20 protein-coding genes are annotated in these 23950 nt (G+C 66.1%); 13 read left to right on the top strand and 7 right to left on the bottom strand.

Going from position 1 to position 23950, the window contains the following annotated elements; all coding sequences use genetic code 11:
* Positions 1-32 precede the first annotated feature (32 nt).
* On the top strand, positions 33-461 hold the full coding sequence (locus LOY33_RS24595) for a DUF2269 domain-containing protein (RefSeq protein ID WP_258660387.1): 429 nt from the start codon (positions 33-35) through the stop codon (positions 459-461).
* 74 nt (positions 462-535) lie between these two features.
* Here LOY33_RS24595 and LOY33_RS24590 read toward each other — a convergent pair whose 3' ends face one another.
* Positions 536-1192, bottom strand: a complete 657-nt coding sequence (locus LOY33_RS24590) for an HAD family phosphatase (RefSeq protein WP_043863448.1) — start codon at positions 1190-1192, stop codon at positions 536-538.
* 140 nt (positions 1193-1332) lie between these two features.
* Between LOY33_RS24590 and LOY33_RS24585 the strand changes: the two genes are divergently transcribed.
* Both LOY33_RS24585 and ptsP read left to right on the top strand, forming a co-directional pair.
* On the top strand, positions 1333-1812 hold the full coding sequence (locus LOY33_RS24585; RefSeq protein WP_043863449.1) for an RNA pyrophosphohydrolase: 480 nt from the start codon (positions 1333-1335) through the stop codon (positions 1810-1812).
* Positions 1813-1834: 22 nt separating this feature from the next.
* Positions 1835-4114 (top strand): phosphoenolpyruvate--protein phosphotransferase, encoded by a 2280-nt coding sequence (gene ptsP / locus LOY33_RS24580; RefSeq protein ID WP_043863450.1) that lies wholly within the window; start codon positions 1835-1837, stop codon positions 4112-4114.
* An 85-nt stretch (positions 4115-4199) separates the two neighbouring features.
* Here the strand turns inward: ptsP and LOY33_RS24575 are convergent, their stop codons facing one another.
* Positions 4200-4946: an NRDE family protein gene (locus LOY33_RS24575; protein WP_054915521.1), complete on the bottom strand. Its 747-nt coding sequence runs from the start codon at positions 4944-4946 to the stop codon at positions 4200-4202.
* Between the two features lie 129 nt (positions 4947-5075).
* Here LOY33_RS24575 and LOY33_RS24570 point away from each other — a divergent pair, with 129 nt between their 5' ends.
* The 3 genes from LOY33_RS24570 to LOY33_RS24560 are packed head-to-tail and all read left to right on the top strand — an operon-like array spanning position 5076 to position 7705.
* Positions 5076-5858, top strand: a complete 783-nt coding sequence (locus LOY33_RS24570) for a sulfite exporter TauE/SafE family protein (protein ID WP_043863452.1) — start codon at positions 5076-5078, stop codon at positions 5856-5858.
* Positions 5859-5872: 14 nt separating this feature from the next.
* Positions 5873-6685 (top strand): prolipoprotein diacylglyceryl transferase, encoded by an 813-nt coding sequence (lgt, locus tag LOY33_RS24565; protein ID WP_088514634.1) that lies wholly within the window; start codon positions 5873-5875, stop codon positions 6683-6685.
* A 48-nt stretch (positions 6686-6733) separates the two neighbouring features.
* Positions 6734-7705, top strand: a complete 972-nt coding sequence (locus LOY33_RS24560; RefSeq protein WP_088514635.1) for a thymidylate synthase — start codon at positions 6734-6736, stop codon at positions 7703-7705.
* 93 nt (positions 7706-7798) lie between these two features.
* Here the strand turns inward: LOY33_RS24560 and cadR are convergent, their stop codons facing one another.
* Complete coding sequence (gene cadR, locus LOY33_RS24555) at positions 7799-8242, bottom strand: Cd(II)/Pb(II)-responsive transcriptional regulator (RefSeq protein WP_043863455.1); 444 nt, start codon at positions 8240-8242, stop codon at positions 7799-7801.
* A gap of 84 nt (positions 8243-8326) precedes the next feature.
* Between cadR and LOY33_RS24550 the strand changes: the two genes are divergently transcribed.
* The 6 genes from LOY33_RS24550 (at position 8327) to LOY33_RS24525 (ending at position 16745) form a co-directional block, all read left to right on the top strand.
* Positions 8327-10609, top strand: coding sequence for a heavy metal translocating P-type ATPase (locus tag LOY33_RS24550; protein WP_236176464.1), 2283 nt, complete (start codon positions 8327-8329; stop codon positions 10607-10609).
* Between the two features lie 8 nt (positions 10610-10617).
* Positions 10618-11487, top strand: a complete 870-nt coding sequence (locus tag LOY33_RS24545) for a LysR family transcriptional regulator (protein WP_043863456.1) — start codon at positions 10618-10620, stop codon at positions 11485-11487.
* A 180-nt stretch (positions 11488-11667) separates the two neighbouring features.
* A complete protein-coding gene (locus LOY33_RS24540; protein WP_058541770.1) occupies positions 11668-12732 on the top strand; it encodes a putative 2-aminoethylphosphonate ABC transporter ATP-binding protein in 1065 nt (354 codons plus the stop codon).
* A gap of 1 nt (position 12733) precedes the next feature.
* Positions 12734-14452, top strand: a complete 1719-nt coding sequence (locus LOY33_RS24535) for a putative 2-aminoethylphosphonate ABC transporter permease subunit (RefSeq protein ID WP_043863458.1) — start codon at positions 12734-12736, stop codon at positions 14450-14452.
* Positions 14453-14491: 39 nt separating this feature from the next.
* Positions 14492-15517 (top strand): putative 2-aminoethylphosphonate ABC transporter substrate-binding protein, encoded by a 1026-nt coding sequence (locus tag LOY33_RS24530; protein WP_054915526.1) that lies wholly within the window; start codon positions 14492-14494, stop codon positions 15515-15517.
* 112 nt (positions 15518-15629) lie between these two features.
* Complete coding sequence (locus LOY33_RS24525) at positions 15630-16745, top strand: TIGR03364 family FAD-dependent oxidoreductase (protein ID WP_229588977.1); 1116 nt, start codon at positions 15630-15632, stop codon at positions 16743-16745.
* A gap of 78 nt (positions 16746-16823) precedes the next feature.
* Here the strand turns inward: LOY33_RS24525 and LOY33_RS24520 are convergent, their stop codons facing one another.
* On the bottom strand, positions 16824-18188 hold the full coding sequence (locus LOY33_RS24520; RefSeq protein WP_058541772.1) for a DUF3482 domain-containing protein: 1365 nt from the start codon (positions 18186-18188) through the stop codon (positions 16824-16826).
* A complete protein-coding gene (locus LOY33_RS24515) occupies positions 18181-19560 on the bottom strand; it encodes a DUF2868 domain-containing protein (protein WP_258660376.1) in 1380 nt (459 codons plus the stop codon). Before LOY33_RS24515 ends, LOY33_RS24520 begins: the two co-directional genes overlap by 8 nt.
* A 76-nt stretch (positions 19561-19636) precedes the next feature.
* Between LOY33_RS24515 and LOY33_RS24510 the strand changes: the two genes are divergently transcribed.
* Positions 19637-20155, top strand: coding sequence for a dihydrofolate reductase (locus tag LOY33_RS24510; RefSeq protein WP_043860005.1), 519 nt, complete (start codon positions 19637-19639; stop codon positions 20153-20155).
* A gap of 68 nt (positions 20156-20223) precedes the next feature.
* On the opposite strand, the gene LOY33_RS24505 is transcribed toward LOY33_RS24510, so the two are convergent.
* Both LOY33_RS24505 and ilvD read right to left on the bottom strand, forming a co-directional pair.
* Complete coding sequence (locus LOY33_RS24505; protein WP_058541775.1) at positions 20224-21615, bottom strand: L-cystine transporter; 1392 nt, start codon at positions 21613-21615, stop codon at positions 20224-20226.
* Positions 21616-21948: 333 nt separating this feature from the next.
* On the bottom strand, positions 21949-23790 hold the full coding sequence (gene ilvD / locus LOY33_RS24500; protein WP_058541776.1) for a dihydroxy-acid dehydratase: 1842 nt from the start codon (positions 23788-23790) through the stop codon (positions 21949-21951).
* Positions 23791-23950 lie beyond the last annotated feature (160 nt).

Here is a 23950-nt window from a genome sequence, read left to right as displayed (position 1 = left end):
GCTGTTGGGCAACGCCTGAGGAATAAGAAGACATGGAATTGCTGACAAGCCTGAAAGTCGCCCACGTACTGGCCACGGTCGTGCTGCTGGGCAGTGCCCTGGGCCTGGCGCTGTGGGTCTGGCTGGCACGACGCAAGGGTGACGTGACTGCGCACACGCGCCTGTTGCAGCGGCCTTTGCTGTTCGTATGGTTGCTGATGGGCGTATGCCTGGTGAGCATGCCGTTCAGTGGCTGGTGGCTGGTGCACCTGATCGGCTGGCCATTGGGGCAGACCTGGGTGCTGGGCTCCAGCCTGATCTATACGGTGGGGGCGTGCTGCTGGTTCTGGCTGAGTGTGCGCCTTAACCGGCTGCGCACGGCGCCGGGCGCAGGCAACCCGAAGGTGACGCTGGGCCTGGCGGTGTTCTGCGCCGTGTGCTTCATCGCGATTGCCGGGCTGATGGGTGCAAAACCCGTCTGATGCCTTCGCCGGCAACGCCGGCTCCTACACCGGTTGCGCTGTAGGAGCCGGCGTTGCCGGCGAATGGTCACACCTCAATCGCGCAGGCTGATCACCGGCCAGCCGCGTTTCTCGGCTTCGGCACGCAGGGTAGGGTCCGGGTTCACCGCCACCGGGTTGGCCACCTGCTCCAGCAGCGGCAGGTCGTTGATCGAGTCGCTATAGAAGTAGCTGTCGTCCAGGTTCAAGCCATTCTCTTCGAGCCAGCGGTTCAGGCGCGTCACCTTGCCTTCACGGAAGCACGGCACGTCGATGCTGCGCCCGCTGTAGCGACCGTCGACCATCTCGCACTCGGTGGCCAGCAGGGTCTCCACGCCCAGGCGCTGGGCAATCGGGCCGGTGATGAAGCGGTTGGTGGCGGTGATGATCACCAGCTTGTCGCCCGCGTCACGGTGCTTTTGCAGCAGCGCCAGGGCCTGGGGCAGGATGATCGGCTCGACGCAGTCGCGCATGAAGTCGCGGTGCCATTCGTCGAGTTGCGCCATTTCGGTCCTGGCCAGGATCTCCAGGGTGAATTCAAGGTAGGCGCCCTGGTCCAGCTTGCCGGCCAGGTAGTCCTGGTAGAACGCATCGTTGCGGTTCTTGTAGGCGATGGGGTCGAGAATCCCGCGTTCGCACAGGTAATCGCCCCAGGCGTGGTCGCTGTCGCCACCCAGAAGCGTGTTGTCCAGATCGAATAAAGCCAGGCGCATCGAAGTCACTCGCATAACATCTGAAAAGGCCCACAGAATACGGACTTTTATCTGCTATGCACATAAGGTGGAGCGGCGCGTTGCTGGCGTTGCAAGCTTTGTGGAACAATGCGGCGACATGCGTTTGCGAGGTTGCTGCCGTGATCGACCCCGATGGTTTTCGCCCCAATGTCGGGATCATTCTGACCAATGATCTCGGGCAGGTGCTATGGGCTCGACGGATCAACCAGGATGCCTGGCAGTTTCCACAAGGCGGGATCAACCCCGAGGAAACGCCGGAAGACGCCCTGTACCGCGAGCTGAATGAAGAAGTGGGCCTGGAGCGGCAGGATGTTGAAATTCTTGCCTGCACCCGTGGCTGGTTGCGTTATCGTTTACCCCAACGCCTGGTGCGTACCCACAGCCAACCGCTGTGCATCGGCCAGAAACAGAAATGGTTCCTCCTGCGCCTGGTGTCCAACGAGCAGCGGGTGCGGATGGATTTGACCGGTAAACCGGAATTCGATGGGTGGCGCTGGGTCAGCTATTGGTATCCGTTGGGCCAGGTGGTGACATTCAAGCGCGAGGTTTACCGCCGCGCTCTCAAAGAGCTTGCCCCGCGCCTGCTGGCGCGCGACTGACGACGGAGTTCGACCCCGAGCCATGCTCAATACGCTGCGCAAGATCGTCCAGGAAGTTAACTCCGCCAAGGATCTCAAGACGGCGTTGGGGATCATTGTGTTACGCGTCAAAGAAGCCATGGGCAGCCAGGTGTGTTCCGTCTACCTGCTCGACCCGGAGAGCAACCGCTTCGTGCTGATGGCCACCGAGGGCCTGAACAAGCGCTCCATCGGCAAGGTCAGCATGGCCCCCAACGAAGGCCTGGTGGGCCTGGTGGGTACCCGCGAAGAACCGCTGAACCTGGAAAACGCCGCCGATCACCCGCGTTATCGCTACTTTGCCGAAACCGGCGAAGAGCGCTTTGCCTCCTTCCTCGGTGCACCCATCATCCACCACCGCCGCGTGGTGGGCGTGCTGGTCATCCAGCAGAAGGAACGTCGCCAGTTCGACGAGGGCGAAGAAGCCTTTCTGGTCACCATGAGTGCGCAGTTGGCCGGGGTTATCGCCCATGCCGAGGCCACCGGCTCGATTCGCGGCCTGGGGCGCCAGGGCAAGGGTATCCAGGAAGCCAAGTTCGTCGGCGTGCCGGGCTCGCCGGGCGCGGCGGTGGGTACGGCGGTGGTGATGCTGCCGCCGGCCGACCTGGACGTGGTGCCGGACAAGACCGTCACCGACATCGACGCCGAACTCAAACTGTTCAACAACGCCCTCGAAGGCGTGCGCAGCGACATGCGCAACCTCTCGGCCAAGCTCGCCACCCAGCTGCGCCCCGAAGAGCGTGCGTTGTTCGACGTGTACCTGATGATGCTCGAAGACGTCGCCCTGGGCGGCGAGGTGGTGGAGGTCATCAAGACCGGCCAGTGGGCCCAGGGCGCCTTGCGCCAGGTGGTGGGCGAGCACGTCAACCGCTTCGAGCTGATGGACGACGCCTACCTGCGCGAGCGCGCCTCCGATGTCAAAGACCTGGGCCGGCGCCTGCTGGCCTACCTGCAGGAAGCCCGCCAGCTGACCCTGGTGTACCCCGACAACACCATCCTGATCAGCGAAGAGCTGACCCCGGCCATGCTCGGCGAAGTACCCGAAGGCAAGCTGGTGGGGCTGGTGTCGGTACTCGGCTCGGGCAACTCCCACGTCGCGATCCTGGCGCGTGCCATGGGCATCCCCACGGTGATGGGCCTGGTCGATCTGCCATATTCGAAGGTCGACGGCATCCAGATGATCGTCGACGGCTACAAGGGCGACGTCTACACCAACCCCAGCGAAGTGCTGCGCAAGCACTACACCGAAGTGGTCGAGGAGGAGCGCCAGCTGGCCCAGGGCCTGGACGCCCTGCGCGAACTGCCGTGCGAGACGCTCGATGGCTACCGCATGCCGCTGTGGGTCAACACCGGGCTGCTGGCCGACGTGGCGCGGGCGCAGCAGCGCGGCGCCGAAGGGGTGGGGCTGTACCGTACCGAAGTGCCGTTCATGATCAACCAGCGCTTCCCCAGCGAAAAGGAGCAGCTGGCGATCTATCGCGAGCAACTGGCGGCCTTCCACCCGTTGCCGGTGACCATGCGCAGCCTGGACATCGGGGGTGACAAGGCGCTGTCGTACTTCCCGATCAAGGAGGACAACCCGTTCCTGGGTTGGCGCGGTATCCGCGTGACGCTGGACCACCCGGAGATTTTCCTGGTGCAGACCCGCGCCATGCTCAAGGCCAGCGAAGGCCTGAACAACCTGCGCATCCTGCTGCCGATGATCTCCGGGATACACGAACTGGAAGAGGCATTGCACCTGATCCACCGCGCCTGGGGCGAGGTGCGCGACGAAGGCACCGACGTGCCGATGCCGCCGGTGGGGGTCATGATCGAGATTCCGGCGGCGGTCTACCAGACCCGCGAGCTGGCGCGCATGGTCGACTTCCTGTCGGTGGGGTCCAACGACCTGACCCAGTACCTGCTGGCGGTCGACCGCAACAACCCGCGGGTGGCCGACCTCTATGACTACCTGCACCCTGCGGTGCTGCAGGCCTTGCAGCACGTGGTGACCGCGGCGCATGCCGAGGGCAAGCCGGTGAGCATCTGTGGCGAGATGGCTGGCGACCCGGCTGCGGCGGTGCTGCTGATGGCCATGGGCTTCGACAGCCTGTCGATGAACGCCACCAACCTGCCGAAAGTGAAATGGATGCTGCGTCAGATCAGCATGAGCAAATCCAGGGAATTGCTGGAGCAGGCGATGGGTATCGATAACCCGCAGGTTATCCACAGCTCGCTGCAACTGGCGCTGAAGAACCTGGGGCTGTCGCGGATGATCAATCCTGGGGCTTCCAAGACCCTGTGAAGCCGGGACCGCTTCGCGGCCCTTCGCCGGCAAGGCCGGCTCCTACAGGAGGTCGATGTAGGAGCCGGCCTTGCCGGCGAAAGCGTCAAACCTGCAGGGTGACCTCTCCCAGCTGCCCTCCAAACGGCCCAAAGCTGCGCTCCACCATCAACCTGCTGCCATCCGCCTCGACAATCAACACCGTACTCGCCCGCGTCCCGTAGTTCTGGCTGGCAATGAACACGCTCGACAGCAACCGCTCGGTCGCCAGCCCCACACCGGTCTGCGGCAGCTCGGCCTCTTCGGCCTGCTGCTCATCCCCCAGCAACGCCAGCAGCCGCTGTGGTCGCGGGTCCTGCAGCTGGTCTTCGAGCGCAGCCCGCATCTTCAGCAGTTTCGGCCACGGCGTATCCAGCCCGGCATTCGACAAGCCGTACACCCCCTCGCCCAGCAGCACCGGCGCCGCCTCCTGCGCATTCAGGTACCCCAGCTGCCCGGCGTCCCCTACCAGCAGGTTGAATCCCGAATACTGGCTGCTGCGGCTGGCCACATGGTCCAGGTAAGCCTCCACCCCCAGCTCGCCGCGCAGAAACCCCGCCACCAGCTCGCCGCGCGAGCGCGCACCCTGCGCCTGCTGCGGGTCCCGAATATTGGTCAGCGCCGCAAAGCGCCCGCCCGGTCCGACCCCCAGCCAGCTGCCGCCAGCTTCCAGGTCACGTCCGGCATATACCCCCGGCGCATCCTCCCACGCCCCCAGCGCCTGGCTGGGGCGGGCATAGAACTCGTCACGGTTGGCCGCGACGATCAGCGGCCGGGCATGCCCCGGGCGCCATGCAAAAGCAATCAGACACATAGGTTCGCTCCCAGTGTTTTCAGCCACTCTACCCACACTGGCGTTCGCTATCCATCGACTAAACGTGTCTTCACTAGAGCCACAGGCCCACCTTCCGTTACCATGCCGAACTGATTTTGGGGGTCGACAATGGAATTTGTGATCTATCTGGTGCTGGGCGCCTGTGCAGGTGTACTGGCCGGGCTGTTCGGCGTGGGCGGCGGCATCATCATCGTGCCGGTGCTGGTGCTGAGCTTCACCCTGCAGGGCTTCGACGCCTCGGTGCTGACCCACCTGGCAGTCGGCACGTCGCTGGCGACCATTGTCTTCACCTCGGTCAACGCCATCCTCGAGCACCACCGCCGTGGCGCGGTGCAGTGGCCGATCTTCGTGTGGATGACCGTGGGCATCCTGCTCGGCGCCGGGGTCGGGGCCAAGACCGCCTCGCTGATCCAGGGCCCGCACCTGCAGAAGATCATCGGCGTGTTCGCCCTGCTGGTGGCCGTGCAGATGGCCCTGGACCTCAAGCCCAAGGCCAGCCGCGGCGTACCCGGCAAGCTTGGTCTGACCGCCGCCGGCGGCGTGGTGGGCTGGGCCTCGGCGATCTTCGGCATCGGCGGCGGCTCGCTCACCGTGCCCTTCCTGACCTGGCGCAGCCTGCCCATGCAGCAGGCGGTGGCCACGTCCTCGGCCTGTGGTTTTCCGATTGCGGTGGCCAGTGCCCTGAGTTTCATCGTGCTGGGCTGGGACGAGGCGCACCTGCCGCCCAACAGCCTGGGCTTCGTGTATTTGCCGGCGCTGCTCGGGATTGCCCTGACCAGCATGTTCTTTGCCCGTTTCGGTGCGCGCCTGGCGCATAAACTGTCGCCACGCCTACTCAAGCGGCTGTTCGCCGCACTGCTGTTCTGTGTAGGCCTGAGCTTTTTGCTTTAACGAGAGGAGTCACCATGCTGCCTTACCCGCAGATCGATCCCGTGGCACTGGCCATCGGGCCGCTGAAAATCCACTGGTACGGCCTGATGTACCTGATCGGCATCGGCGGCGCGTGGCTGCTGGCGTCGCGCCGGCTGCACCGCTTCGACCCCACCTGGAGCCGCGAGAAACTCTCCGACCTGGTGTTCTGGCTGTCCATGGGCGTGATTGTCGGCGGGCGCCTGGGCTACGTGCTGTTCTATGACCTGAGCGCGTACCTGGCCAACCCGACGCTGATCTTCGAGGTGTGGAAGGGCGGCATGTCGTTCCATGGCGGCTTCATCGGCGTGATGCTGGCGGCGCTGTGGTTCGGCAAGCGCAACAACAAGTCGTTCTTCGAGCTGATGGACTTCGTTGCGCCGCTGGTGCCGATCGGCCTGGGTGCCGGGCGCATCGGCAACTTCATCAACGCCGAGCTGTGGGGCAAGGCCACCGACGTGCCGTGGGCCATGGTGTTCCCGCCGTTCAGCGACCCGGCGCAATTGCCGCGTCACCCGTCGCAGCTGTACCAGTTCGCCCTGGAAGGTGTGGCACTATTCCTGATTCTGTGGCTGTACTCGCGCAAACCGCGCCCGACCATGGCGGTTTCCGGGATGTTCGCGCTGTTCTACGGCATCTTCCGCTTCATCGTCGAGTTCGTGCGGGTGCCGGATGCGCAGCTGGGTTACCTGGCCTTCGGCTGGCTGACCATGGGTCAGGTGCTGTGCGTGCCGATGATCGTCGCCGGTATCGCGCTGATCTGGCTGGCCTACCGCCGCGCGCCGAGTGCCAAGGGCGCCGCGCTTTAATTTTCCCGGCAGGGGCCTGGCCCCTGCCGGTATCGAGACAGGTAAGACATGAAGCAATATCTAGAGCTGGTGCGTGATGTGATCGAGAACGGTACCCTGCAGGGCAACCGTACCGGCGTGCGCACCATCAGCCTGCCGGGCGCCATGCTGCGTTTCGACCTGCAGAAGGGTTTCCCGGCCATCACCACCCGCCGTCTGGCGTTCAAGTCGGCGATCGGCGAAATGGTGGGCTTTCTGCGTGGCGTGAAGAACGCCGGCGAATTCCGTGAACTGGGCTGCAAGGTCTGGGACCAGAACGCCAACGAGAACGCCCAGTGGCTGGCCAACCCGTTCCGCCAGGGGCATGACGACCTGGGCGAGATCTACGGCGTGCAATGGCGCCAGTGGCCGGCCTACAAGCGCATCCCGCTGAGCAACCCGGCGGCCATCGAGCTGGCGCAGAGCAATGGCTTCGTGAAGATTGCCGAGGCAGAAGAAGAGGGCGAGGCGTTCGTGGTGCTGTACAAGGCCATCGACCAGATTCGCCAGTGCATCGACACCATCCACAACGACCCGGGCAGCCGCCGCATCCTGTTCCATGGCTGGAACTGTGCGCAGCTGGACGAGATGGCGTTGCCGCCGTGCCACCTGCTTTATCAGTTTCACCCGAACGTGGAGACCAAGGAGATTTCCCTGACCCTCTACATCCGCTCCAACGACCTGGGCCTGGGCACGCCGTTCAACCTCACCGAAGGCGCCGCGCTGCTGTCGCTGGTGGGCCGCCTGACCGGCTACACGCCGCGCTGGTTCACCTACTTCATCGGTGATGCGCACGTGTATGAGAACCACCTGGACATGCTCACCGAACAGCTCAAGCGCGAGCCGCTGGCGGCGCCCAGGCTGGTGATCTCCGACCGTGTGCCGGAGTATGCCAAGACGGGTGTGTACGAGCCTGAGTGGCTGGAGAAGATCGAACCGAGCGACTTCAGCCTGGAAGGCTACGAGCACCATGCGCCGATGACGGCGCCGATGGCGGTTTAAGCGCGCCATACCGCTTCGACAGCAAGGCTGGCTCCTACAAGGATCACCGCGATCCCCTGTAGGAGCCAGCCTTGCTGGCGAAAGGGCCCTCAGTCAGTGCCCATGGCTGCGCCCCACATGCGAATGCTCCGCCTCCGGGGCTGTCACCGCACCGTTCACCTCCAGATGCTGCAGGATCGAGCACTGCGTTTCCTGCGCCCGGCAATGCTGGCGCAACTCCAGCAACTGCCCCTGCAATGCCACCAACCCGTCGATGCGCGCCTTCACGTGCTGGATATGCTCGTCGATCAGCGCATTCACGCTTTCGCACTGGTCCTCCGGGCTGTCGCGCAGGCGCAGCAGGCTGCGGATCTCTTCCAGGGTCATGTCCAACGTGCGGCAGTTGCGGATGAAGGTCAGCCGCTCCACGTGCGCCTGGGTATACAGCCGGTAGTTGCCCTCGCTGCGCGCAGGCTCTGGCAAGAGGCTTTCACGCTCGTAGTAGCGAATGGTTTCCACCGGGCAGTCGGTGGCCCTGGCCAGCTCTCCGATCTTCATCTGCAAAATACCTCGGTTGGTTGCTTGACCCTATAGTGGCTACAGGGTGTTCACTTGGCAACAGGACCTTTAGGGATGAACCACATGAACCAGCCTGTCAGCCCCGACCACGTCGGCCACGCGCATGATCACAAGCATGAACATAGCCACGATCATGCCCACGACCACGCGGACCACGACCACGCCAGCCCCGCGCCTGCCCACGGCAGCTGCTGCTCCGGCGCCGCCGCACCGGCCCTGGTGCAGCTGCGTGAAACCACCAGCAGCGATGCGCGGCTGAGCCGCTTCCGGATCGAGGCCATGGACTGCCCGACCGAGCAGACCCTGATCCAGAACAAGCTGGGCAAGCTCGACGGCGTCGAGCAGCTGGAATTCAACCTGATCAACCGTATCCTCGGCGTCACGCATACCCACCCCGACACCCGCGGCATCGAGCAGGCGATCACCTCGCTGGGCATGCACGCCGAACCGCTCGACGATGCGGGCGAGGCCGGCAGCGACGCAGGGGCTGCGCCGAAGAAAGCCTGGTGGCCGCTGGCGCTGTCCGGTGTCGCCGCACTCGCCGCCGAGATCGTCCACTTCACCAATGCCGCCCCGGAATGGGCCGTGGCCCTGCTGGCGCTGGCGGCCATCCTCGGCTGCGGCCTGGGCACCTACAAGAAGGGCTGGATTGCCCTGAAGAACCGCAACCTGAACATCAACGCACTGATGAGCATCGCCGTGACCGGCGCCGTGCTGATCGGCCAGTGGCCGGAAGCGGCCATGGTGATGGTGCTGTTCACCCTGGCCGAACTGATCGAGGCGCGCTCGCTGGACCGTGCACGCAACGCCATCGGCGGCCTGATGCAACTGGCCCCGGACCTGGCCACCGTGCGCCAGGCCGACGGCCAATGGCAGGAGGTCGACGTGCGCCAGGTGGCCCTTGGCGCCACCGTGCGCGTGCGCCCAGGCGAACGTATCGGCCTGGACGGCGAAGTGCTGCAAGGCCAGTCCAGCATCGACCAGGCGCCGATCACCGGCGAAAGCCTGCCGGTGGAGAAGGGCCCCGGCGACAAGGTGTTCGCCGGCACCATCAACCAGTCCGGTGCGCTGGAGTACCGCGTGACCGCCGCCGCCGGCCAGTCGACCCTGGCCCGCATCATCAAGGCCGTGGAGCAAGCCCAGGGCGCCCGCGCCCCGACCCAGCGCTTCGTCGACCAGTTCTCGCGCATCTACACCCCGGTGGTGTTCGTGCTGGCACTGGCGGTGGCCGTGGTGGCACCGCTGTTCTTCGGCGGCCTGTGGTTCGACTGGATCTACCGTGCGCTGGTGCTGCTGGTGGTGGCGTGCCCGTGCGCGCTGGTGATCTCGACCCCGGTGACCATCGTCAGCGGCCTGGCCGCCGCAGCGCGCAAGGGCATCCTGATCAAGGGCGGCGTGTACCTGGAGGGCGGGCGCAAGCTCAGCTTCCTGGCGCTGGACAAGACCGGCACCATCACCCACGGCAAACCGGTGCAAACCGACTACCGCGTGCTCGATGCGCGCTTCGAAGACCGTGCCCAGCACATCGCCGCGAGCCTGGGCGCTCGTTCCGATCACCCGGTGTCGATGGCCATCGCACAGCAGTACGCCGATAAGCCGCTGGCCGAGGTCAGCGAGTTTCAGGCCCTGATGGGCCGTGGCGTGGGCGGCAAGATCGACGGCGTGCTGTACCACCTGGGCAACCATCGCCTGGTCGAGGAACTGGGCCTGTGCTCGCCCGAACTGGAAGCCCAGCTCGATGAGCTGGAGCGCCAGGGCAAGACCGTGGTGCTGCTGCTCGACGCCTCCGGCCCGCTGGCGCTGTTCGCCGTGGCCGATACGGTCAAGGAAAGCAGCCGCGAGGCGATTGCGCAGTTGCATGCACTGGGTATCAAGACCGTCATGCTCACCGGCGACAATCCGCACACCGCCGAGGCCATCGCCGCGCAGGTGGGCATCGATGAGGCTCGCGGCAACCTGCTGCCGGCCGACAAGCTCAAGGCCATCGAAGACCTGTACGCCCAGGGCCATCGGGTCGGCATGGTCGGCGACGGCATCAACGATGCCCCGGCGCTGGCGCGGGCCGAGATCGGGTTTGCCATGGCGGCGGCCGGTACCGACACCGCCATCGAAACCGCAGACGTGGCACTGATGGATGACGACTTGCGCAAAATCCCGGCGTTCGTCAGGCTCTCGCGGCAAAGCGCGGCGATCCTGGTGCAGAACATCGTTCTGGCCCTGGGCATCAAGGCGATCTTCCTGGCGATCACCTTCACCGGCATGGCGACCTTGTGGATGGCGGTGTTCGCCGACATGGGCGTGAGCTTGCTGGTGGTATTCAACGGCTTGCGCCTGCTCAGAAAGTAAGAGGCGGTATGTTGAGTTCCGAGTTGAAGGCGTTCTACATGGTGGCCCGCCTGGGCAGCATTACCCTGGCGGCGAAGAAACTCGGGCTCAGCCAGCCGACGGTGACCACGCAGATCCGCAACCTGGAGGCCCAGTACGGGGTCGAGCTGTTCTTTCGCGGCGGTCGCCGCCTGACCCTGAGCGACGACGGCACGCGGCTGATGCCGATGGTCAAGGCGCTGATGCAGCAGGAGTCGGATATCGAGTTCTTCCTGCGCAACAGCGGCCAGGGGCAGGGCGGCCTGCGCATTGCGGCCACGGCGCCGTACTACATTCTCGACCTGGTGAAGATCTTCCGCGAGCGCCTGCCGCAGGTGGAGCTGTCGGTGGAGATCGGCAACTCGCAGCAGGTGCTGGAGTGGCTGGAGGATTACCGCGTGGACATGGCCGCCTCGTCACAGCTGGTGGAGGATGCGCGCCTAGTGCGGCGGGTGCTGGGCGTCGACCCGCTGGTGGTGGCAGTGCACCGCAACCATCCCCTGGCCTCGCGTGAGGCGGTGCCGCTGAGTGCGCTGGGCGGGCATTGCCTGCTGATGCGCGAACAGGGCTCGACCACGCGCCGGCTCACCGAGCAGATGCTCGACGAGGCGGGGGTTAAGGTGGGCTCGCTGCTGGAGATCGGCAGCCGCGAGTCGATCCGCGAGGCGGTGCTGCGCAACATCGGCATCAGCATCATCGCCCGCCACGAGGTGCCGCATAACCCGGAGCTGAAGGTGCTGGCGCTGGAGGGTGCGCCGGTGATGCATGAGTACCTGTACTGCCTCAAGGAACGGCGCCAGGCGCGGTTGCCTGCTGCCTTTCTCGGCTTGGCCCAGGAAGTATCGGCGTCTGGTCCATAGCCATCGCGGGTCAAGCCCGCTCCCACAAGATCGTTGTGGGAGCGGGCTTGACCCGCGATGGGCTGCGCAGCAGCCCTACAAAATCTGCCTATACCACTATCATCCGCTTTTGCCCCACCGCCACAGAACCTTCGCATTGCCCGCCTAGCATGGCCCTCACTCGTTCAGTGAGGTCCCGGCATGAACAACGCACTCGCAACCCCCGGCGCACAGATGAAAGTGCGCGGCATCCACAAACGCTTCGGCGCCTTCACCGCGCTGCACGACGTGTCCCTGGACATCGCCGCCGGCGAACTGGTGTGCCTGCTCGGCCCTTCCGGCTGCGGCAAGACCACCCTGCTGCGCTGCATCGCCGGGCTCGAACGCCAGGACCGTGGCACCCTCTACATCGGTGACCGCGACATTTCCGAGCTGCCGCCCCAGGCCCGCGACTACGGCATTCTGTTCCAGTCCTACGCGCTGTTCCCCAACCTCACCGTCGAAGCCAACATCGCCTACGGCCTGACCGCCAGCAGCCGCGACGAATCCCGTCAGCGCGTGGCCGACATGCTCGACCTGGTCGGCCTGCGCGGCAGCGAGAAGAAGTACCCCGGCCAGCTCTCCGGCGGCCAGCAACAACGTGTGGCCCTGGCCCGCGCACTCGCCCCGGCACCCTCCTTGCTGCTGCTCGACGAACCCATGTCGGCCCTCGATGCCCGCGTGCGCGACCACCTGTGCAGCGAGCTGCGTCAGTTGCAACGCCAACTTGGCATCACCACCCTGATGGTCACCCACAACCAGGACGAGGCCATGCTCATGGCCGACCGCATCGCGGTGATGAACAACGGCCAGGTCGAGCAGTACGACACCCCGCAGGCCATCTACGACAAGCCGGCCACGCCGTTCGTGGCCGAGTTCGTCGGCCAGGGCAACTGGCTGCCATTCCAGCAGCGCAGCGACAGCCATGCCCAGGTAGGTGACATGAACCTGCGCCTGGCCCCCGGTGCGGGCGCGGCCAACAGTGGCCGGTTGTTCTGCCGCCCCGAGGCGATCAGCGTCAACCCGCCGGTGCATGAAGAAAACCTGTTCCCGGCCCGCGTGCGGGAAATCACCTTCCTTGGCAATCGCTGCCGCATGAGTTTCGAGTTCAACCAACTGCCTGGCCACGCACTCACCGCCGAGGTGGCGCCCGAATCGATGCCGCGCCTGGGCTCGCAGGATATCTGGGTGGCCTTGCCGCCGCGCAGCCTGCAGGTGTTTGCCTGACATGGGCGCGCCGATGAGCCTGCCGATCGCACCTGCGAAGGCCAAGACCACCGGCGGCGTCGCGCTGGGTGATCGCCTGTTCGTGACCGGCGGCAAATGGTTGTTGCTGGTCCTGCTGACCGTCGCGGTGCTGCTGCCGTTGCTGGCGATCTTCTGGCGCGGCTTCAGCAGCGATGCCGGGCAGGGCGGCGGGCTGGTCGCGGCCCGCGAACTGTTCGCCAGCGCCAACTTCCACTGGCTGCTGGGCAACAGCCTCACCGTCGCGCTGAGCGTGGCGGCCATCGTGGTGCCCACCGCCTACCTGTTCGCCTATGCGCTGCAACGCACGCTGATTCCGGGCAAGCGCATATGGCGCGGGATCTCGCTGCTGCCGCTGCTGGCGCCTTCGATGCTGCCGGCCATCGCGCTGGTGTACCTGTTCGGTAACCAGGGCCTGCTGCGCGGGCTGCTCAGCGACAATATCTATGGCTTCTGGGGCATCGTGCTGGGCGAGGCCATCTACACCTTCCCGCATGCGCTGATGATCCTGCTCTCGGCACTGTCGCTGGCCGATGCACGGTTGTTCGATGCGGCCTCCAGCATGGGCGCCGGGCCACGCCGCGCGTTCACCAGCATCACCTGGCCGGCCACACGCCAGGCCGTGTTCGCCGCGTTCTGCCTGGTGTTCACCCTCACCATCACCGACTTCGGCGTGCCGGTAGTAGTGGGTGGCGACTACCAGGTGCTGGCGCTGGAAGCCTACAAGGCGGTGGTGGGCCAGCAGCAGTTCGGCCGTGGTGCACTGATCGGCATGGTGCTGCTGGTGCCGGCGCTGCTCAGCTTTGCGGTGGATGCCTGGCTGCGCCGGCGCCAGGGCGATGCCATGAGCGGTCGCGCCCAGGTGTTCGAGCCGGCCCCCAGCCGCCGGCGAGATGCGTGCTTCCTGGCCATCGTGCTGCTGGTGTGCGCCATTCTGCTGCTGGTGGTGGGCATGGCGGTGTACTCCTCGCTGGTCAAGTTCTGGCCCTACAACCTGTCGCTGTCGCTCAAGCACTACCAGTTCGACGACACCGCCGGCGGCGGCTGGCTGGCCTACCGCAACAGCATCACCATGGCGCTGGGCACCGCCCTGATCGGCAGCGCGGTGATCTTCAGCGGCGCCTACCTGATGGAGAAGACCAGAGGCCGTCTCAACCTGCTGCTGCGCCTGCTCAGCTTCGTGCCGATGGCCGTGCCGGGGTTGGTGCTGGGGCTGGGCTACGTGTTCTTCTTCAACCTGCCGGGCAACCCGCTGCATGTGTTCTACGGCAGCATGACGCTGCTGGTGGTGTGCACCATCGCGCACTATCTGACCACCGCGCAGATGACCGCCACCACTGCACTGCGCCAGCTCGACAGCGAGTTCGAGGCCGCCGCGCTGTCGCTCAAGGCCCCGCTGTACCGCCACTTTGCGCGGGTTACCGTGCCGATCTGCCTGCCAGCGCTGCTGGACATCATCCGCTACCTGTTCGTCTCGGCGATGACCACCGTGTCGGCGGCCATCTTCCTCTACAGCCCCGACACCATCCTGGCCGCGGTGGCGGTACTGAACATGGACGATGCCGGCAACGTCGGCGGTGCCGCCGCCATGTCCACCCTGATCCTGCTGACCAGCGCCGGCGTGTCACTGCTGCTGGCGTGGGCCTCGCGTGGCCTGCTCAAACGCTCCCAGGCCTGGCGCCAGCGCGCGCCGGGCCACTGATTGCTCTTCCAACCCTGTACTGCTCAAAGGAACCGCACCATGTTCAAGCCACTTGCTCTTGCCGCTGCCGTGCTCGCTGCCGTGACCGTGCAGGCCCAGGCCGCCGACACCCAGCTCACCGTGTACACCGCGCTGGAGGCCGAACAGCTCAAGACCTACAAGCAGGCCTTCGAGAAGGCCAACCCGGATATCGAGATCAAGTGGGTGCGTGACTCCACCGGCATCATCACCGCCAAGCTGCTGGCCGAGAAGGATCGCCCGCAGGCCGACGCGGTGTGGGGCCTGGCGGCGTCGAGCCTGGCGATCCTCGACCAGCAGGGCATGCTGCAGACCTATGCCCCCAAGGACCTGGACAAGATCGGCGCCAACTACCGCGATGCGGCCAACCCGCCGGCGTGGGTGGGCATGGACGTGTGGGCGGCGACCATCTGCTTCAACACCATCGAGGCCGAGAAGCAGGGGCTGAGCAAGCCGGTGAGCTGGCAGGACCTGACCAAGCCCGAGTACAAGGGCAAGATCGTGATGCCCAACCCGGCCTCGTCCGGCACCGGTTTTCTGGATGTGAGCGCATGGCTGCAGACCTTCGGCGAGAAGCAGGGCTGGCAGTACATGGACGAGCTGCACCAGAACATCGGCCAGTACGTTCACTCCGGTTCCAAGCCGTGCAAGCTGGCGGCGGCGGGAGAGTTCCCGATCGGCATCTCGTTCGAGTACCCGGCGGTGCAGCTCAAGCGCCAGGGCGCGCCGCTGGATATCGTGCTGCCCAAGGAAGGCCTGGGCTGGGAGATCGAGGCCACTGCGCTGATCAAGGGCAGTCAGCATGAAGCCGCGGCCAAGCGCCTGGCCGACTTCTCGGCGAGCCCGGCGGCGATGGAGCTGTACAAGGAGAACTTCGCGGTGCTGGCGCAGCCGGGCATTGCCAAGCCGCAGACCGAGTTGCCGGCCGATTACGAGCAGCGTCTGATCAAGAACGACTTCGGCTGGGCATCGAAGAACCGCGACAGCATTCTGGCCGAGTGGCGCAAGCGCTATGACGGCAAGTCGGAGAAGGTGGCGCAGCAGTAAATCCGCTTCGCATTCATCGCGGGTCAAGCCCGCTCCCACAGGGATCATCGCCGTCCTTGTGGGAGCGGGCTTGACCCGCGATGGCCGCACCACAATCCTGAAGGGAACCCCCATGTCAGATTTTCTCATCGTCGGCGCCGGCATCCTCGGTCTGTCCCACGCCTACGCCGCAGCCCGGCGCGGCCTGCGGGTCAAGGTGTTCGAACGCAGCGCCACCCCGCTGGGCGCCTCCATTCGCAACTTCGGCCAGGCCCTGGTCAGCGGCCAGCCACCCGGCCAGATGCTCGAACTGGCCAAGGCCAGCCGCGGCATCTGGGCCCACTGGGCCGAGCACGCCGGCTTTGCGCTCAAGCGCAACGGCTCGCTGCTGCTGGCCCGCACCGCGCTGGAGCAAGACCTGCTCGAAGCCTTCTGCAACGGGCGTGCACTCGAGCACGGCTACCCGGTCGAACTGCTGCAGGGCGCCGCGCTCGATGCGCTGTACGACGGCCAGTTCCGCCATCATCGCGCCGCCCTGCGTGGGCTGGACGATCAGCAGGTGTACTCGCGCGAGGCCATCCCTGCGCTGGTCAACTACCTGCGCGAGCAACTGGGCGTCGAGTTCCACTTTTCCACGCTGGTGCGCGAGGTGGAGCCGGGGTTTCTGACCACCACCGCCGGTCGCTTCAGCGGCGAGCACATCGTGGTGTGCAGCGGGCACGACTACCAGACGCTGCTCGCCGAGCCGATGGCGCAGTTGCAGCCGCAGGTATGTCGCCTGCAGATGCTGCGCGCCCGGCCATGCTTCGGCCTGGACCTGCAGCATTCGCTGCTGACCGGGTTGAGCTGCCTGCATTACGGGGCGTATGCCGACCTGCCGCAGGCGCAGGCCCTGCGCGCCGAGGTGCAGGCCGGCAGCCCGCACCTGCTGGAAAACGGCATTCACCTGTTGATCAGCCCGACGCCCCATGGCGAGCTGATCATCGGCGATTCGCATGCCTATGGCAGCGATGCATCGCCGTTCAATGCCGAGCAGGTGGACAACTGGATGATCGAGCTGGCCGAGCAGACGCTGGGTGGGCGCATCGAGGTGCTGGAGCGCTGGCAGGGGGTGTACGGCTCGGGTGGGCCGGGGCCGTTTTCGCTGCTGGCGGTAGCGCCGGGGGTGAGTGCGGCGCTGATGCACAGCGGGGTGGGGATGAGCGTGGGGCCGGCGTTGGCGGAGGGGCATGTTGCACGTCTGATCTGAGACCGCCATCGCGGGTCAAGCCCGCTCCCACAGGGATCGCACACTCTCTGTGGGAGCGGGCTTGACCCGCGATTGGCCCTAAAGCTCCTGCACAAGACTGTCGATCTGCTCCTGCCGCTCCGCCTGCCCGAGCTTGGCCCCTGGGTTCATCGACGACCACTGCGGGTGCGCCCGCGCCTTGCTCAGCGCCTCCGGCAACTTGCCCTCGCGCCAGCCCTTGTCGCTGGGCAACGTGAGCTTGATGCGAGCTGTCGCCGCATGCCCGCGCCCCTCCAGCGCTGCCAGCAACTGACGCTGACGCAACGCCAGCAAGCGCAGCACCCCGTCGTCCACCGTCAGTTCATGCTGGCCCTTCAGCTTGCCCATCAGCCGCGAACCGTAACTGCGTGCCGTCTGCAGCGCCCCCCCGGCAATCGCCCCGGCCAGTGCGGCCGCCCCCAGGGTGATGCCGCCGACCAGCAGGTCGACCCCGGCACCGGCCGCCGCGCCCGCGGCAACCCCGCTGCCCAGGCGCACGCCCAGCAATTTCAGGGTCTCGGGGTTGAACAGGTCATCGCCCCAGCGCCCGTCCAGCAGCGGTAGCTCGCCGGTGTTGGCGTCGTCCTTGCGAAACGCATACAGCTTGAGCAGCGCCTCGACGCAGCGTTGTTCACGCTGGCGAATCACCTGATGCAGCTCGCTGATCGCCGCTGCCTCGGCCTCCGGCCTGGCGATCACGCTACGCCGGCACGCCGCGCAATCGAGCAGCAGTTCGGCAATCAGGCGCTTGGCGCTGTGCTGGCGTGCCACACGCTGGGCCTGCTGGTCATCGATAAGGCGCTGCAAGGCCGGGCGCGCATTCTCCAGCAGCAAGGCCAGGCTTTCGTACAGGCGCTGCTCGCCATCCTGCGGCGGGGCCACGCTGTCGAAGCGCACCAGTGCGTGCAGCCCCAGGCGTGCCAGGGCCTCGCGCCAGTCCGGCTCGCGATGCTCGTTGCTGGCCACGAAGTTGAGCACCGGCAGCAGCGGTTTGCCGCAACCGGCCAGCACTTCCAGTTCATCGCGGTACTTGGCCAGCACCGGCTCGCGGGCGTCGATCACGTACAGCCCGGCATCACTGGCCAGCAGCTGGCGCAACACCTTGGCCTCCTGCTCGAAGCGCTGGCGCGCCTCGTTGCCTTGCAGAAAACGCTCGACCCGCGCCGGTCCGTCCAGCCGCTCACCGGGCCGATCGAGACGCTCCAGGTAATCGAGTAGCGCGATGGCATCCTCCAGGCCCGGGGTGTCGTACAGCTCCAGCAGCGGCTCGCCCTCCACCGACAGCCGTGCGCCTTCCACATGACGGGTGGTGCTGGGGCGGTGCGAGACTTCGCCGAAACCCACGTCGCGGGTGAGCGTGCGCAGCAGCGAGGTCTTGCCGACGTTGGTGTGGCCGACCACGGCCAGTTTCAACGGCTTAGTCATGGCCATGCTCCAGCCAGTTGAGGGGGGCACTGTCGGCGTACGCCAGGCCCAGTTGCTCCAGCGCCTGGTGCCAGTCGCCCAGGCGGTCGGCGTCCAGTGCCTGGCCGGGTGGCGCCTGCAACAGCCAGATGCGCGTGGCCCCGGCGCTGCGCGCAAGCTCGGCCAGCAGCGCCAGGCTGCCCCGGTCGGGCGAGCGGCGCGGGTCGCAGGCGATGGCCAGGCGCGCGGGCGGGAAGCGGCTCAGCTGTTCGAGCAGCCTGTTGCGTGATTCGCGGCTGTCGAGGATACCGGCGTTGGTCACCGAGGCTGGCAGAGCGGGCGGCCAGGGGCGCTGGTCGTCGAGCTCCAGGCCCACCAGCAAGGCGCCCTCGGCCGGTGCGTCGCCTTCGCTGCGGGTGATTTCGGGCAAGGCCTGCGGGGCAGGGTCGTTGACCCCCAGGCGTTCGCTGCTGGGCATCAGCACGTCGCGCAGGGCGCTGTAGCCGGGCAGGTTGAGGTCCAGGCCCAGGCGCCGGCGCCCGCTGTGCCAGCGCCACAGGCACAGGGCCGCGAGCACCAGCCGCGGCAGCAGGCCGTACACCACCAGCACGCCGAGCATCCAGCCGGCCCACGACTGGCGTGCCAGCTCCAGCGCCGGTTGGCTGGCGCCACTGGCGCGGATCATGGCCGCGTCCGGCACGCTGAAGCCCAGCAGCGCGGGCAGGGCGCCGAGGGCCTGGGTCAGGCCGACAAAGGTGTCGGGGTCGAGGATGGTGGTTTCCCACACAAAGCCATAACGCCGGGTGGCCAGCAGCATCAGCATCACCACCAGGGCGCTGGCCAGCGCCAGCAGCCACAGGCCGTGCACCAGCAGGCCGAGCAGCCAGCGGTTGAGGCGCTGGCGTTGCAGCAGCACCAGCAGGGCAGGGGCCAGGTGCGCGGCCTTGGCATCGCGGGCGAACTTTTCGCTCAGCCATAGCCACAGCCGCCCCAGGCTGGCGCCATGGTCGCCGGCCAGGGCAAAGCCCAGAGTCCAGCTCAGCAGCATCAGCAGGTTAAGCCCCAGCAGGCTGCCCAGCGCCCAGAACACGTTGACCGGGCGCTGGCCGTCGCCCAGCCCGGCGAAGGCCAGGCCGGCGCCGCTGAGCACGGCGAGCAGCAGCAGGGCCAGCAGCGCCAGGCGCGCCCCGGCTTTCCAGCGCCCCAGCGCGGCGCGCAGGCCGTCGCGTTCGGCCAGCCACAGGGCGCGGTGTTCGATGCGTGCAGCCAGGTCGCCGCCTTGCTGGCGCGCGCGGCGGTTGGCTTCCTGGTCTTCCAGCGCGCCGGCATGTTCTTCACGCAGGCGCACGGCTTCGGTGAGCCAGCGTTTGTCCAGGTCAGTCAGTCCAGTCACACCCAGCTTCCATTGATCAAAACTGCCCAAAGCATAACCCACGCATCGGCCAGCGGGCTTTGCTATCCTCGCGGGCATGAAAACATCACTGCCTCTCAGCCTGATCGCGGCCCTCGCCGAGAACCGCGTCATCGGCATCGACAACAGCATGCCCTGGCATTTGCCGGGGGATTTCAAGTATTTCAAGGCCACCACGTTGGGCAAGCCGATCATCATGGGTCGCAAGACCTGGGATTCGCTGGGGCGCCCCTTGCCGGGGCGTCTGAACCTGGTGGTCAGCCGTCAGCCGGGCCTGGTGCTGGAGGGCGCCGAGGTGTTCGGTTCGCTGGATGAGGCCATCGTGCGGGCCGAGCAGTGGGCGCTGGAGCACGGTGTGAACGAGCTGATGCTGATCGGCGGTGCGCAGCTGTACGGGCAGGCGCTGGAACGCGGGCTGGCGGATCGGCTGTACCTGACGCGGGTCGAGCTCAGCCCGGTGGGGGATGCGTGGTTCCCCGAGGTGGATGCACAGCAGTGGGCGATGAAATCGACCCAGGCCAATGCGGCTGAAGGGGACAAGCCGGCTTATCACTTCGAGGTGTGGGAGCGGCGTTGATGCATTCGCCGGCAAGGCCGGCTCCTACACGATTGCTGTAGGAGCCGGCCTTGCCGGCGAAGGGGTCTTCAGCTATGCGTCAACTGCGCATGCTCATCGGCCTCCAGCAGCACCTTGTCGGTCTGCCCCATGGCCTGGCTGGTCAGGGTACCGGCCACCATCGCACCACTCACGTTCAGTGCCGTGCGGCCCATGTCGATCAGCGGCTCGACCGAGATCAGCAGCGCCACCAGCTCCACCGGCAGGCCCATCGCCGGCAGCACGATCAGCGCGGCGAAGGTCGCACCGCCGCCCACCCCGGCCACCCCGGCCGAACTCAGGGTCACGATGGCCACCAGCGTGGCGATCCACAGCGGGTCGAGCGGGTCGATGCCCACCGCCGGGGCCACCATCACCGCCAGCATCGCCGGGTACAGGCCTGCGCAACCGTTCTGGCCGATGGTCGCGCCGAACGAGGCGGCAAAGCTGGCAATCGCCTGAGGGATGCCCAGGCGACGGGTCTGCGCCTCGATGCTTAGCGGAATGCTCGCCGCACTGGAGCGGCTGGTGAAGGCAAAGGTCAGCACCGGCCATACCTTGCGGAAAAACCGCAGCGGGTTGACCCCGCCCAGGCCCAGCAGCACACCGTGCACCACGAACATCAGGCCCAGGCCGATGTACGACACCACCACGAAACTGCCCAGCTTGAGAATGTCGTCCAGGTTCGAGCTGGCCACCACCTTGGTCATCAGCGCCAGCACGCCATATGGGGTGAGCTTCATCACCAGGCGTACCAGGCGCATCACCCAGGCCTGCAGGGTGTCGATGGCCACCAGCGCACGGTTGCCCTTGTCGGCGTCGTCCTTGAGCAGTTGCAAGGCGGCCACACCGAGGAACGCGGCGAAGATCACCACGCTGATGATCGAGGTCGGCTTGGCCCGGGCCAGGTCGCCCACCGGGTTGGTGGGGATGAACGACAGCAGCAGTTGCGGGATGTTGAGGTCGGCGACCTTGCCCGCGTAGTCACTCTGGATGGTCTGCATGCGCGCGGTTTCCTGCACGCCGGCCACCAGGCCTTCGGCGCTGAGGCCGAACAGGTTGGTCAGGCCGATGCCGATCAACGCGGCGATGGCCGTGGTGAACAGCAGGGTGCCGATGGTCAGGAAACTGATCTTGCCCAGCGACGAGGCGTTGTGCAGGCGTGCCACGGCGCTGAGGATCGAGACGAAGATCAGCGGCATGACGATCATCTGCAGCAGGCCCACATAGCCGTTGCCGACCAGGTCGAGCCAACTGATGGTGCTTTTCAGGACCGGGCTGCCGGCACCGTAGATGGCATGCAGGGCACTGCCGAACAGCACGCCGACGATCAGGCCGACCAGCACTTTCTTGGCCAGGCTCCAGGAGGTCTTGCTGGTTTGCGCCAGGCCCAGCAGCAAGGCTGCGAACACCAGCAGGTTGAGAAACAGCGGCAGGTTCATTGAAGCTCCAGACAAAGGGCGGGGCGTCGCGTCTGTGCGCGATTGCGAACAGAAATGCTAACAGCCTGAAAAACAACGAAATTAGATCTAAATGGAATTTAGATAGATGGTTTTGGAATAACCATATTCCTCGGCAAGCAAAGACGGACGAAAACAGATGCGGGGCTGGGGTGTAAGGGGCAGATGTTGCCGCCCTCTGTACCGGCCTCTTCGCCGGCAACGCCGGCTCCTACGGGGGCCACGGCGTCTGTAGGAGCCGGCGTTGCCGGCGAACACCGCACCGCAGGCAAAAAAAACCGGCGCCTGGGCGCCGGTTCTTTATTTTGCCAGACCTTACAGACCGTCCAGCATGGCCTTGTTGCGCACCGCGCCCTTGTCGGCACTGGTGGCGAGCAGGGCGTAGGCTTTGAGTGCGGTGGTCACCTTGCGCGGACGCTGCTCGACCGGCTTCCAGCCCTTCTTGTCCTGCTCGACACGCCGCGCCGCCAGCTCTTCATCGCTGACCAGCAGGTTGATCGAACGGTTGGGAATGTCGATCAGCACCTTGTCGCCGTCGCGCACCAGGCCAATCGCGCCGCCTGCTGCCGCTTCCGGCGAAGCATGGCCGATGGACAGGCCCGAGGTGCCGCCCGAGAAGCGCCCGTCGGTCAGCAGCGCACAGGCTTTGCCCAGGCCCTTGGACTTCAGGTAAGAGGTCGGGTACAGCATCTCCTGCATGCCCGGGCCGCCTTTCGGCCCCTCGTAGCGGATGATCACGATGTCGCCGGCCTGCACTTCGTCGGCCAGAATGCCGCGTACCGCGCTGTCCTGGCTTTCGAAGATCTTGGCGTTGCCTTCGAACACATGGATCGACTCGTCGACGCCTGCGGTCTTCACCACGCAGCCATCCAGCGCGATGTTGCCGTACAGCACGGCCAGGCCGCCTTCCTTGGAGTAGGCGTGCTCGAAGCTGCGGATGCAGCCGTTCTCGCGGTCGTCATCCAGGGTTTCCCAACGGGTCGACTGGCTGAACGCGGTCTGGGTCGGGATGCCGGCCGGGCCGGCCTTGAAGAAGTGGTGCACCGCTTCGTCGTCGGTCTGGGTGATGTCCCACTTGGCGATGGCTTCTTCCATGCTGCGGCTGTGCACGGTCGGCAGGTCGGTGTGCAGCAGGCCGCCACGGGCCAGCGAACCGAGGATGCTGAAGATGCCGCCGGCGCGGTGCACGTCTTCCATGTGGTACTTCTGGATGTTCGGCGCCACCTTGCACAGCTGCGGCACGCTGCGCGACAACCGGTCGATGTCGCGCAGGTCGAAGTCGATCTCGGCTTCCTGGGCGGCGGCCAGCAGGTGCAGGATGGTATTGGTCGAGCCGCCCATGGCGATGTCGAGCATCATGGCGTTCTCGAACGCCTTGAAGTTGGCGATGTTGCGCGGCAGTACCGACTCGTCGTTGTCGCCGTAGTAGCGCTGGCACAGTTCGACGATGGTGCGGCCGGCCTTGAGGAACAGCTCTTCGCGGTCGCTGTGGGTGGCCAGGGTCGAACCGTTGCCCGGCAGGGCCAGGCCCAGGGCTTCGGTCAGGCAGTTCATGGAGTTGGCGGTGAACATGCCGGAGCACGAACCGCAGGTAGGGCAGGCGCTGCGCTCGTATTCGGCGACCTTTTCGTCACTGGCCGAGCTGTCGGCGGCGATCACCATGGCGTCGACCAGGTCCAGGCCGTGGCTGGCCAGCTTGGTCTTGCCGGCTTCCATCGGGCCGCCGGACACGAAGATCACCGGGATGTTCAGGCGCAGGGCGGCCATCAGCATGCCGGGGGTGATCTTGTCGCAGTTGGAGATGCACACGATGGCGTCGGCGCAGTGGGCGTTGACCATGTACTCGACCGAGTCGGCGATGATCTCGCGACTGGGCAGCGAGTACAGCATGCCGTCGTGGCCCATGGCGATGCCGTCATCCACGGCGATGGTGTTGAATTCCTTGGCCACGCCACCGGCGCGCTCGATCTCGCGGGCCACCAGCTGGCCCAGGTCCTTCAGGTGCACGTGGCCCGGGACGAACTGGGTGAAGGAGTTGGCGATGGCGATGATCGGCTTCTTGAAGTCGGCATCTTTCATGCCGGTAGCGCGCCACAGGGCGCGTGCGCCGGCCATGTTGCGACCGTGGGTGGACGTTTTCGAGCGGTAATCAGGCATGAAGCACTCCTGGCGGCTAATCAGGTAACAAAAAGGGGAGTGAGCTTCTCTTGTCCTTTGCACCGAAGGCAGGTGGCCGCTGGTACGGATGAGGCCGAAAACACCACGGGATCGCCGAGGGCTCGACCAGAGCTCATAAACCCGCCGGGGATGACTGGCG

It is taken from the genome of Pseudomonas sp. B21-036 (assembly GCF_024748925.1).
Classification (GTDB): domain Bacteria; phylum Pseudomonadota; class Gammaproteobacteria; order Pseudomonadales; family Pseudomonadaceae; genus Aquipseudomonas; species Aquipseudomonas palmensis.
This window is presented reverse-complemented; position numbering and strand designations above follow the sequence as displayed.

What these genes read in the sequence shown, in the direction of transcription:
- LOY33_RS24595 (WP_258660387.1), top strand. Translation starts at nt 33, where the DNA reads ATGGAATTGCTGACAAGCCTGAAAGTCGCCCACGTACTGGCCACGGTC.
- LOY33_RS24590 (WP_043863448.1), bottom strand. Translation starts at nt 1,192, where the DNA reads ATGCGCCTGGCTTTATTCGATCTGGACAACACGCTTCTGGGTGGCGAC.
- ptsP (WP_043863450.1), top strand. Translation starts at nt 1,835, where the DNA reads ATGCTCAATACGCTGCGCAAGATCGTCCAGGAAGTTAACTCCGCCAAG.
- LOY33_RS24575 (WP_054915521.1), bottom strand. Translation starts at nt 4,946, where the DNA reads ATGTGTCTGATTGCTTTTGCATGGCGCCCGGGGCATGCCCGGCCGCTG.
- LOY33_RS24570 (WP_043863452.1), top strand. Translation starts at nt 5,076, where the DNA reads ATGGAATTTGTGATCTATCTGGTGCTGGGCGCCTGTGCAGGTGTACTG.
- lgt (WP_088514634.1), top strand. Translation starts at nt 5,873, where the DNA reads ATGCTGCCTTACCCGCAGATCGATCCCGTGGCACTGGCCATCGGGCCG.
- LOY33_RS24560 (WP_088514635.1), top strand. Translation starts at nt 6,734, where the DNA reads ATGAAGCAATATCTAGAGCTGGTGCGTGATGTGATCGAGAACGGTACC.
- cadR (WP_043863455.1), bottom strand. Translation starts at nt 8,242, where the DNA reads ATGAAGATCGGAGAGCTGGCCAGGGCCACCGACTGCCCGGTGGAAACC.
- LOY33_RS24550 (WP_236176464.1), top strand. Translation starts at nt 8,327, where the DNA reads ATGAACCAGCCTGTCAGCCCCGACCACGTCGGCCACGCGCATGATCAC.
- LOY33_RS24545 (WP_043863456.1), top strand. Translation starts at nt 10,618, where the DNA reads ATGTTGAGTTCCGAGTTGAAGGCGTTCTACATGGTGGCCCGCCTGGGC.
- LOY33_RS24540 (WP_058541770.1), top strand. Translation starts at nt 11,668, where the DNA reads ATGAACAACGCACTCGCAACCCCCGGCGCACAGATGAAAGTGCGCGGC.
- LOY33_RS24535 (WP_043863458.1), top strand. Translation starts at nt 12,734, where the DNA reads ATGGGCGCGCCGATGAGCCTGCCGATCGCACCTGCGAAGGCCAAGACC.
- LOY33_RS24530 (WP_054915526.1), top strand. Translation starts at nt 14,492, where the DNA reads ATGTTCAAGCCACTTGCTCTTGCCGCTGCCGTGCTCGCTGCCGTGACC.
- LOY33_RS24525 (WP_229588977.1), top strand. Translation starts at nt 15,630, where the DNA reads ATGTCAGATTTTCTCATCGTCGGCGCCGGCATCCTCGGTCTGTCCCAC.
- LOY33_RS24520 (WP_058541772.1), bottom strand. Translation starts at nt 18,188, where the DNA reads ATGACTAAGCCGTTGAAACTGGCCGTGGTCGGCCACACCAACGTCGGC.
- LOY33_RS24510 (WP_043860005.1), top strand. Translation starts at nt 19,637, where the DNA reads ATGAAAACATCACTGCCTCTCAGCCTGATCGCGGCCCTCGCCGAGAAC.
- LOY33_RS24505 (WP_058541775.1), bottom strand. Translation starts at nt 21,615, where the DNA reads ATGAACCTGCCGCTGTTTCTCAACCTGCTGGTGTTCGCAGCCTTGCTG.
- ilvD (WP_058541776.1), bottom strand. Translation starts at nt 23,790, where the DNA reads ATGCCTGATTACCGCTCGAAAACGTCCACCCACGGTCGCAACATGGCC.